Genomic DNA, 10,655 nt, shown 5'->3' on the forward strand with positions numbered 1-10,655 from the left:
TTGATGCCGCGGAACGGGGTGAGCGTGTCGGATGACAACGGTTGATCCAGCAGGAATGTGGTCAACAGCAAGTCTGTAGCGGAATCGTCCGCATCAATTTCAAACGGCGTTCGATACACGGTGTCCGAGTCAGTTGATCGAGTCAACACCGATCGCTTTCGAACATCGACCCATTGGATTTGCGATTCGGTTTGGCGACCTACGACTAAATTGGAAAGATCCAGCCATCGCAGACCATCCGCTGAGTCGATCTGAATCAACCCCTGACGCTTGATCGCATCGACGACCGCGGCCCATGCATGATTGTTCGAACCCGTGCTCAGCATAAACGCGATCATGAACGCTGCGGCCACTCCCGCGGCGAGCGGCCAGGTGCGGAGCCAATTTGTTCCACTGCGGGCAACGGCGACTGCGCTGCCGAGTCGCGAAGATACCAATTCAGGTGACTCGCCCCACTGCGCCGCAATTCCCTCATCCAGCCGTCGAACCAATGTTTTCGGCACCGGTGGCGCGTCGAACGCATCCGACAACATCACTGCCAATCCGCGATCGTCATCGGCCGACAATTTGTCGTTGTCAATTTGCCCTGGGGCATCCGACGGTTGATTGGAATTTGGGTCGTGTGTCATAATATTTACGCACTTCTTCGGAGTCGCGACTCGATCGCTGTGTTTTGGTGCTAGCGATGGAACAATCCGCATCAGGATTCGCGTGCGAGACGCGGTTCAAATAGAGACGATCGTTCCTTTTGCAAGGAAGAATTCGAATCCCCATTGGCTTGCTTTCTCTGGTTGGCCGAGTCACCTTGGATGGGCGATCCGTCCGTATTCGGAGGCGTCAGTGCGGCGTCCGATTGTGAAGGTTCGACGCGGCGTTTGTTCAATTGATTTCGAAGTGCCTGACGTGCTCGATAAAGCACCGATTCTGCACTCTTCTCCGTCGCACCAAGTCGCTTCGCGATGACTTTCACGCTGATTTGATCGACGTATTTCCATTCCAGCGCAAGACGATAGGTCTCGGGAAGATCGTCCATCGCTTCACGCACATTTTGGCTTCGTAATTTTTGGTCGTGTTTCGCCGCCGGATCTTGTTCATCAATGGTCTGCGTCGGCTGCTGAGCTTGTTCGATCAGGTGTTGCACCCGTGCCGCGGCGCGAAAGTGGTCTTGGATTCGTCGCAGTGCAACAGTTCGCATCCAGGCGGCCGGATGATTAATCGTGGTCTCGGTTGCGGCGGCTGCCACGAGTGCCAAAACCGACTCGGCTACGATGTCTTCGGCAAGGTGCGTGTCACGGTCAACGCGAGCGTATACGAAACGCCAGACCGACGGCACGAAACACTCATTCAAGTGCCTCGCAGCGACAGGATCCTGCCTTCGTAATCCGTCAATAAATTCAGCGTTGTCCAAAATCACCCTCGCGAATCGTGGTCATCAACCACGCAATCGTACCGTGTGTGAGGTCTTAGTCGCTTGGGAACCAGCAATCACGCGGACGAAATGCATAAAAAGTCGAGAATTGCTCGAAGTCACAAAAAAAGTCACTTGTTAGCAAATTTCCACGCGTGAAATTCCACGCCAACTCGACTCCAATAGAGCTAACATTTGTTGCAGCTAGCTTCCAATGCGATCCCTTGATGTTGGCAAAATGAAAACGTGCTGCTTCATTCAAGTAACTGCTTAGTATAGGAAAATGTGTTCGACGATGTGTGAATCCGTCGCGGCAAACGTTATGTGGATCGAGCGTGCCCAGCGACTACCGCACTTTCGCGGTGGTTGGTGGCGTCTGTTGTCGGCAACGCTGATGGTTCTGATCACTACGTCCCCAGCGGCTGCCATTGAAACCGAGATCGCCGATTCCTCCATCGTCGCCCATCGCCCCTCGGACGACGCCGCACTTTGCCATCTCATAGGCGAGTCTGTGTTACAGCAGTACGCTGCAACGATCTGTCTGGAAGCACGCCAATTGCCCGCGCCGCAGCGGTACGAAACGCTCGTGAGCTGGGTGCTTCCAGCTCACGCCCATGGATTTCGGCTGCAAGGTGCTTTTCGTCGATCAGTTACTGCGACCGGACAAGCCGAGGCCGCTGACCAACACGTGCACGAACTGAATGCCTACCCGGAATCCAATTGGCTCCTTTCGCCCGCAATCGATTTGGTTCAAGTCGCCTCGAAGTTGGATAAGTTGGGCGATTTGAAGCGGCGAATCGAAAGCATCCAACCCGCTGACAAGGATCAGACCATTGCGCGAACCACCTTGCTCACCTTATTCGAAATCAAGAGAGGCGATGTCCAGGCGGTTCAGCGACGCTTAGAAGCCCGCTTTGCTTGGCAGCGAGACTCGAAAAACTCGGGTTCCGCATCACAGCGTTGGCCCGACTTGCTCGTGCTGTGGTCCGTCGCAGGAAACCCCAAAACGTCGCATCTGTTGTCGGAGGACTTGTTTGGAGCCTTCTCCGATTTACATCAATACAATGCCGATTTCGAATTGGATGTCGTCAACGATTATCTGCGTCTGCTGAAAGGCCGCTGTTACGCCGCCGATCGACGAGCAAACGACCCGCAAGTCAACTCCGCGATCCCAGCCGCAAGCAACGTCTATGATGTGTTCAGCCGGTCCGATGCTGCGACGCATTCCGCTGCGAGACCACTCACGCGATTTCACATCGGATCCACGAGTGCCTTCAAGATCTCAGGACACGAAAACGACTATCTCGCTTATCGCGGGCCCATCACGGGTGATTTTGAGGTGAATGGCGAAGTCGCGACGTATCCCGGAGCGTTCACCGAATTGATGGTTCACGCCGCAGCGGTCGTACCCGTTCGCGAAGGCACCCACCTCAGCATCGGAGCCATGTCGAAAGGCAATCGAGAGATTGCATTGGACCGAAAACTCGAAGAAATCGAATCGTCCAGCCACCTGCGATGCGTCGTCCGCAATGGTGTGGTGACTCACTTTTTCAATGGACGTTCTGTGCTTGAGCATGATCAAAAACCACTCTCGGCACCCTGGGTTGCTCTGAAGAGCTGGCGGGGAACGTTGTCCGAAATTCGCAACTTGCAGTTCGCCGGATCGGCTCAAATCCCTGATTCGATTGATCTATTGTCCGATGCTTCGCTAAGCGGTTGGGCCAGCTATTTCGATCCCGCATTAAATCAAGGTCTAGGCCAGTGGAATACAGCGGTTGGCGATGATCACACGATCCATCTTGTCAGCAATCTGCCGAGCGGCATTGATGGCAGCTTTGACGAAGATTTGATTCGCTATGTGCGTCCTATCGTTTGGGATGCGGAAATTTCATACGAGTTTCAATACCAGGCGGGAACCATCGCGGTGCATCCCGCACTCGGACGCACCGTGTTTCTGATCACGCCCGCGGGTGTTCGCATCCACCAGCTAACCGATGGGAAATTCGAACGGTCGCAATTACGGCCCGACAACGCATCCGATCCCGGTCCCAACGATGATGAAACAAAGGGAAAACCGCCACTACACAACGGTTGGAACGCCATCAAGATCCAGATTCACGGGGACGTGTGCACAGTGTCCCTGAACGGTCAAAGCGTTGTGCAGGTGCAAGTCCCCGCACACACGGCACGTAAATTTGGATTGTTTCGCTATCGTGATCAAACTCGCTGTGTCGTCCGCAATCTGCAACTAAGAGGCGATTGGTCGAATACGCTGCCGGTGATCCAACAGCAACCGTTGGCCAACCGCGAAGTTGCAAAACTGAACCAGCGAGCGGCCGAGTTACCCGACCATTTCGTGCACGATTTTCGAAACGGGGTTCCTGCTGAATTGTTTGATTTCGAAGGCGACACCACTACTCTCACAAAGCGGGACGATGGCGTGCGGATGGTTCGCAGTGCCGATGCGGGTGTTCGCGCCATCAACGCTTGCATGATGATTCACGGCGATTTTGATATTTCTGTTGGCTACAAAGACCTGCATATCTCCGATGGCCAGCCGACGTGGCATTGTGGGATCGGGTTGGCCATTCGCTTAGAGAATTCAACTTTTGATCGCTGTGCCCTCTACCGTCGTCGTGATCGCATGCATGGCCACCACTATGTCGGTTTTGGTCAAAAAGAAATGAACGCCGCGGGCAAATCTGTTTGGATCGGCGGCGCAAATGTGGTGGACGAATCAACATCGGGACGGCTGCGATTGGTTCGACGTGCAAATCAAATATACGGACTGCATGCAGTCGGTGACTCACCGAGCTTTCGCGTCGTCACCACAACCACGGTTCCACCGGGCCCCATCGGGGTCCAGGGACTACAACTTGTTACGGAAGTCGGACAAGGACTCGATACCAGCGTCACTTGGACCGCGCTTGATGTCCGCGCCGACAGAATCGATCCATTGACGGTCAATGATCAAGCCCAAACAATTGAAATGCTCAATTCGCTGCGTGAACAAAAGCGGGCGGAAAAGACCGACTTTACCAAGCAAACGCCAAGCGAAGCTGGCTTCTACTCGACTTCCGATGAGCTTGGAAAAATGGTTTCGGATGGAGATGGAGTCACAGTGACCGTCCAAGGCGACTCATTTTTAAAACGCTATTCACTGATGAAGCCAATTTCATCCGCAGCTGATTTTGACATCCAAACCGAATTTGAAATTCTTAGGCTTGATCGAGGGTATCCGGACGAAGCGTCCAGCGAAGTTAGCCTGCAAATCCAACTTGCGAGTAGGCAAACCGTGGAAATTAACGACGCCGCCCTGGACATTTTTGAAGCCGCAATCATTCTGCGTCGCAAACCAGATGGTACATTTGTGCTACGGCCCAGAATCGTAGCGCGCACGCCGACCGGCAGCACGGTTTACCGTGCAATACACTCAATCCCTGTTACGATGCCGGACCAATATCGAATCGTCCAGCATGAACGCACACTGTACTTCCTGTATTCGGAAGCGGGGTCGCCGGAGTCGAAGGTCATTGCGACCTACCCGCTCCAACACAAACTCAGTGCGACCAAAGTTGGTCTGTGGGTCAATGCGGGGCGTGAACAGCGTGTTGCATCGGCAGTTTGGAAACAACTTCGATTGCACGGCACTCCCGACCTGTTGCAAGGCGTCTTCCAATTCTTACACGCCCTTCCTACGCAACCTTAATAGGTAATGAAAAACGTATTCCCAACTGGCGTTGCCTCACTCGCATGCCGCCCGCTTCGGCGGTGTGCATGGTTCGTCGTGTTACTTGTTGGTTCGATCCTGATCGTCAACAATCCGTTTGCAGTCGCGCAAGATGCGGATCTGACAACGGAACCAGCACCTCGGAAATCCGATGGTCTGGCGCTGGACGCCCTGTTTGCTGAGCAACACATTGCCGAAAGTGGAGTCCTGATTCGTGATCGCGCACGCAGTATGTCGCGGCAGCGTGCGTTCAAATTTCTGACCGATTGGGTTCTGCCCAATGATCAACATTCTGGGTTTCGTGTGACTACGGATTATGTTGCATCGTCCCCCCAGTCCTCCGCGCGAATCGTCTCGCCGGCAATCCAGTGGATTCGTCTGGCCAACGAGCTTAAGAAAATTGATGAGATTCGCACTGCGATCAGCCAATCCCGCATTCACTCACAGCGTGATCAGTGCGATCAATCGGCGTTACTTGCTCTACTCGCCATCGAGGAAGGTAGCATCACGTTGGCTGGCGAGTTGTTGGAGCAATTCTTCTCGCTGGCGCTCTCGGATGCTAACTTGCTACATGAAACGCGGCAAGCGATTTTGTTGTGCGCCGACCAAGCCGCCCAGTCGCCTGAATTAAGTTTGATTGTCCGCGATTCGGCTGAAATCGTGACTCAGCATTACCTCAAAGAGGTCCATCGGACCGCATGGCATCGTCATTTCTGGGCCACCCATGCAACGCTACACGTGCAATCTCAGCGACACGTGAACACACTTCATTCAAGCGGTTTGTACGCCGACGAACTCGACACGACTCAATGGCACCGTGTCAGCCGTAGTTCCGCGTTTGAAAATGGCAATGGCTTTCCCTCAGCAAAATGGTACATCACTGCGGGTTCAGCGAGAAAAATGTCAACCCACGGCGACGACTTTCTGTTTTTTGCGTCACCGCTGCAAGGAAGTTTTGATATTGAGACCGATGTCACCGGTTTCGGTTATCGCGACACTCAGTTGATGATTGCCGGGGAATGGACCGGATTGATCTACGATCATCGGCATTACGCGATCGGAAACATTTCTGGCGAACTCCGCCGAGTGCCACTGGATCTTCCGATGCAAGACGTGCATAGTCACGGATCGATTCACATTCGCACTGCGGTCCGTGAAACCGAGGCAACGACGTTCTACAATGCCCGTCCGATCCACGTCCAACCGCTAACACCGCATCGTGATCCCTGGATCGCAGTGCGCAGTTCTCACAACACGCGTGGGGGCGTCGATGACTTGCGGATTACGGGCACGCCCACAATTCCCGACACCATCGCGTTGGTCACCTCAGCGGATCTGAGCGAATGGTACGACTACTTTGATACCCGAACTGCGGCATCGCATCGATTGAACGATTGGAAGGGTACCGTTGAAACGCATCCATCCGGCGACACGGCAACGGAAATTACGGATGCTCGGGCGACAGAGCTTCCACTGGGAAGCAGTGCCGAGCGATTGCTGGTCTACAGCCGTCCGATGATCGAAAACGGCTCGATTGAATACGAGTTCTGGTACACTCCCGGTGAAACGATCGCGCATCCCGCGGTGGGCCGCCGCTGCTATTTGCTTAGCGACGAAGGTGTCCGGCTGCACCAATTGACCGACGGCCGTTACGAACGTTCGGCGTTGCGAAGCGACAATGCCAGCGAGATATTAGGCGATCAGCCAACGCTAAACTTACTAGCAGACGCCTGGAACAAGATGCAAGTCGAGGTTACTGGAGATGAACTGCGATTGCTGCTTAATGGCCAACTTATCCACCAAACGGTACTAGAACTAGATCGTTTGGAGCGAAAGTTCGGACTTTTTCATTATGCCGACCAGTCGGATCTGAGAGTGCGTAATCCCCACTGGACCGGCAATTGGCCTAAGCAGATGCCTGCCTTGGACGAGCAAGACCTAGCCGTTTATGCCACCGCAGAACTTGATCGGACCGCGGAAGATCTTCCCGAGGTGTTCGTACAAAAAATTGACGAGCAATCGATCTTAGATCGCAAGTTTACCGTGGTTTCCGGGAACGCCAGCGCCGATGTTCGATTATCCGACGATGGAGTACGACTGTCACGTGACGGAAACGAAGGCTACAGCGGCACGCTGCTCGGTACGGTCGTTGACGTTGGAGGCGATTTTGATGTCGTGTTGTCTTATGACCAATTGGAATACAAGGCCACCCCGGGGAAAGTCGCGAGCATTCAAATGTATGTGCGTGCTGCAAACGAGTACACGGACGTCGGCGCAGTCCAGTGCACCAAGGGCCGCGACGACAAGTTTTCGGTCCAATGCTTGAAGATGCAAACGGTCAACGGAGAGGACCGTCGACACTATTTTGGACGCCACCCGACCGAGGCCACTGCGGGCCGCATTCGGATATGCCGCCGTGCAAACAAAATCTACTACTTGCACGCCGAAAACGATTCGACTCAATTTCAATTGATTGGCGAGGAAGACTTCACTGTTGAAGATCTGCAGGATCTTGGGATTCAGTTTGGGGTGCAAGTCCAAGGCACCGATGGATATTCACGGGCTCGTTTTAAGAAAATCGAAATTCGAGCCGAGCGTTTAGGCGGTTTGGTGACCGAGTCGGCGGATGCGATGTTGGCGAAGTTCAATGGTCAGCGTGAACAACTTCCCGTCTCGTTTCACTGCGACTTTAGCACCACGCCTTTGGATACCAACGATTTCCATACGTGGGGTAGCCTGTCCGATTGGGATCGTTCCACAGGCGGCATCCTTGTCGATGCAGTGGGATCTGACAAATGGACGAGCGCCGGAATTTCGCTCAAACACGTCATCCACGGCGATTTTGATATTACGTTTGCCTTCCAGGCCAATCAACTCGCGGTCCCAAAAGAAGGCGACTACACGCAGGTTTTCTTGCAAGTGGAGACTTCCGATGTGGACCGCATGCAGTTCAACGCGATGCTGTCCAAGTCCCCTCGCGATGCGATCGTCAGCCAAGGGCAATTCCGCACACGCAATGGCGAAAGATACAGCTACAACCGAATGGGAAGTCTGGGGATTACGTCGCCTGACTATCTGAGGCTGCTGCGGCGTGACACGAAAATCTACATCTATGCGGGTGTTGAGTCAGAGAAACACGAGTATTTGATCGGGTCGACGAGTGCACCCGGCGTCCCACTCGCTCCTTTCGGCGTTCGCATGATGCTGCACACAGGAGGCTCGGATCGCACTTCGCAAATGTTGGTCAAGTCGCTCGACGTGAAGGCCCAACAGCTAACACGTCTGGAAGTTGGGCAAATCGCGAATCCTGGTACGAGAACGATCACGCCACGTACTCCCAAGCCTTCCACGCCTCCGACCAAATCACTTCCCACCCGAATAATCGAATCCGTTCGCGGGCTATTTCAATAATGATCATCTTGCCACACCGTTTCGCCGCCCGTTTGTTCCCGATCGTTTTCGTTACGTGGTTCATCACGTCCTGGTTGACGACGACGCTCAATGCACAAAACTCAACAATCGATCCGACCAAAATCCTGCAACAACTCACCGAGCGTGACCTTGACCAAGCTCTGGAGTCGCTTGGAGAACTCGTCGACCAGCCACTTACATTCAGAGACCTTGCATACAGTGGTTTGCCTTCGGCTGCTGCAGGCGTGAATCGCTCACTTGCTCAATTGAGTGCCGACGAACAATTTGATCGGATGGAAAAATGGACGCTGCCATCGGAGGATCGCAAATACGTTCGTCTATTGGCAGTTCCAGTGCCAACCGACGCCCCTCCCAAAGTGTTTGCACGATCATTGGGGCAACGGCCTCTCGATTCGACGTTTGCAGTCGCATCGGTGGGACCGGTTCGAGGTTTCTTTTGCAGCGGTTGGATGCTCGTGCAGGCGGCCGACGAGGTGGGCCGTTTGGCTCGATTGCGGTTGTCGCTCGAAGAACTTGAAACCAAGGAGGTCGCCGGTGCCACCGAACTGCTGATGCTGGCCTACGTAGCCGGCAGCCGAGGCGACCTCGACCGTGTCAAAGCCTATTTGCAATCGCTGGCCACCGACGATCCGGCGGGCGCCGCGGAATTGTCGCCCCACGCGATGCAGCACGCGGCGATTGCCTCCGCCGCATTGTTGCACCCGGAACTGCAACCGTTTGCCGAATCATTATTAAGCAACCTAGTGGACCGAGGCGGTCAACTCGATGCAATCGCGTTGCGTCCATTCTTTAGAATCGCCCATGCGACGGCAGTGCAAGTTTATCGCGGGCAATCGAGCCCAGAGGTTCTACTAGAGAACCGCCTGAAATATTGGGTTCCCGCCACGGTCCGGTCGGCTACCGATATTCAGCGTGGGCAACCCAGCGGTGTGTGGCTCTCACACGAACAACATCTCTTGCATCTCGCGGGCGGGACTACCGATGTGCTGTTGTTCCGCTTTCCGCTGGTCGGCGAATTTGAATTTGTCTGTGAGACACAGGAGGGAGGATCGATTGGAACGGATGGCGGCTTGGTCTATGGCGGTCTGCAGTTTCAAGCTCTCGGCCGCAAAGACACACTGCTAATCTGGGATGCCGACTCGGCCCACAGCTTGATTCGTCCTTCGCCCTTCGCTCGCTACGACGTGCAACCCGTATTTAATCATGTTTCAATTCATTCGTCTGATGACGGGGCGAAATTTGAATCCAACTTTCATCCGGTGTGGTTTGATGGCGCCGCGGTGGAATCGAGCCCATGGATTGGATTGAGAAGCTCGGGCACTCAACGGCCTGTGTTCCGAAACATCCAAATTCATGGAACGCCTGTCGTCCCTCGCGAAGTGCAGCTAACGTCCGGTGACCAGTTGCGTGGTTGGCAATCGGGCTTTCTTGCTGAATCGCAACCCCTGTTTCGAGCGGCTGGTGAAACGGAACCGAAATCGACATCCCATTTTGATTGGCAATTGCAATCGGGTGAGCTTCTTGCAGCGAAACGCGAGGATGAAGCCACTGCCCCCAAGCCAGGGTTGCTGCAATACCAGCGACCGCTGCTCGACGGCGAAGAAATTCATTACGAATTCTGGTACGACGACGATGCGGCGATCGTGCATCCTGCGATCGGCAGACTCGCGTTTCTGCTTGAGTCCGGCGGCGTCCGAGTCCGCTGGATCACCACCGGCGAAACCGAATGGACTGGTTTGCAAAGCGATAACGCGGCGCTTGAGCCGTTGAATCGACGCGGCCCCCGTCCACTGCCGCTGAAGGAAGACCAGTGGAACGCGGTCACTGTTGAACGATCCGGTGGCGAGTGTCTCGTCAAACTCAATGATGAATTGATCTATCAACGTTCCATCGATTTTGACGACACGGCCCCATTCGGACTTTACCGAGCCACCCACACCGTGACATCGCGAGTACGAAACGTGTTAATGACCGGTGATTGGCCTGAATCCATTCCCGCTGATTTCTTCACCGAGCCGCTGCGTCCGATGGATTGAGCGACAGCAATTACGTTGTCCCCTCTCGCCGGTTCCCACCGGCCAGTTT

The 10,655-nt window shown here is 54.4% G+C and carries 4 protein-coding genes and 1 pseudogene; 3 read left to right on the top strand and 2 right to left on the bottom strand.

Going from position 1 to position 10,655, the window contains the following annotated elements:
- Together RMSM_RS04285 and RMSM_RS04290 are read right to left on the bottom strand one after the other, a co-directional pair.
- Positions 1 to 629 (bottom strand): annotated as a pseudogene (locus tag RMSM_RS04285) (DUF1549 and DUF1553 domain-containing protein); the annotation flags it as partial.
- A 71-nt stretch (positions 630 to 700) separates the two neighbouring features.
- Complete coding sequence (locus tag RMSM_RS04290; protein WP_008692091.1) at positions 701 to 1,414, bottom strand: RNA polymerase sigma factor; 714 nt, start codon at positions 1,412 to 1,414, stop codon at positions 701 to 703.
- A gap of 289 nt (positions 1,415 to 1,703) precedes the next feature.
- Here RMSM_RS04290 and RMSM_RS04300 point away from each other — a divergent pair, with 289 nt between their 5' ends.
- The 3 genes from RMSM_RS04300 to RMSM_RS04310 all read left to right on the top strand — a co-directional run bounded on the left by RMSM_RS04300 (position 1,704) and on the right by RMSM_RS04310 (position 10,606).
- The gene (locus tag RMSM_RS04300) at positions 1,704 to 5,117 is read left to right on the top strand and encodes a DUF1583 domain-containing protein (protein WP_160168225.1); all 3,414 of its coding nucleotides are present in this window, start codon (positions 1,704 to 1,706) and stop codon (positions 5,115 to 5,117) included.
- 78 nt (positions 5,118 to 5,195) lie between these two features.
- Positions 5,196 to 8,549, top strand: coding sequence for a DUF1583 domain-containing protein (locus RMSM_RS04305; protein WP_008692098.1), 3,354 nt, complete (start codon positions 5,196 to 5,198; stop codon positions 8,547 to 8,549).
- Positions 8,549 to 10,606, top strand: a complete 2,058-nt coding sequence (locus RMSM_RS04310; protein WP_008692101.1) for a DUF1583 domain-containing protein — start codon at positions 8,549 to 8,551, stop codon at positions 10,604 to 10,606. Before RMSM_RS04305 ends, RMSM_RS04310 begins: the two co-directional genes overlap by 1 nt.
- Positions 10,607 to 10,655 lie beyond the last annotated feature (49 nt).

The sequence above is a fragment of the Rhodopirellula maiorica SM1 genome (assembly GCF_000346295.1).
GTDB lineage: Bacteria > Planctomycetota > Planctomycetia > Pirellulales > Pirellulaceae > Novipirellula > Novipirellula maiorica.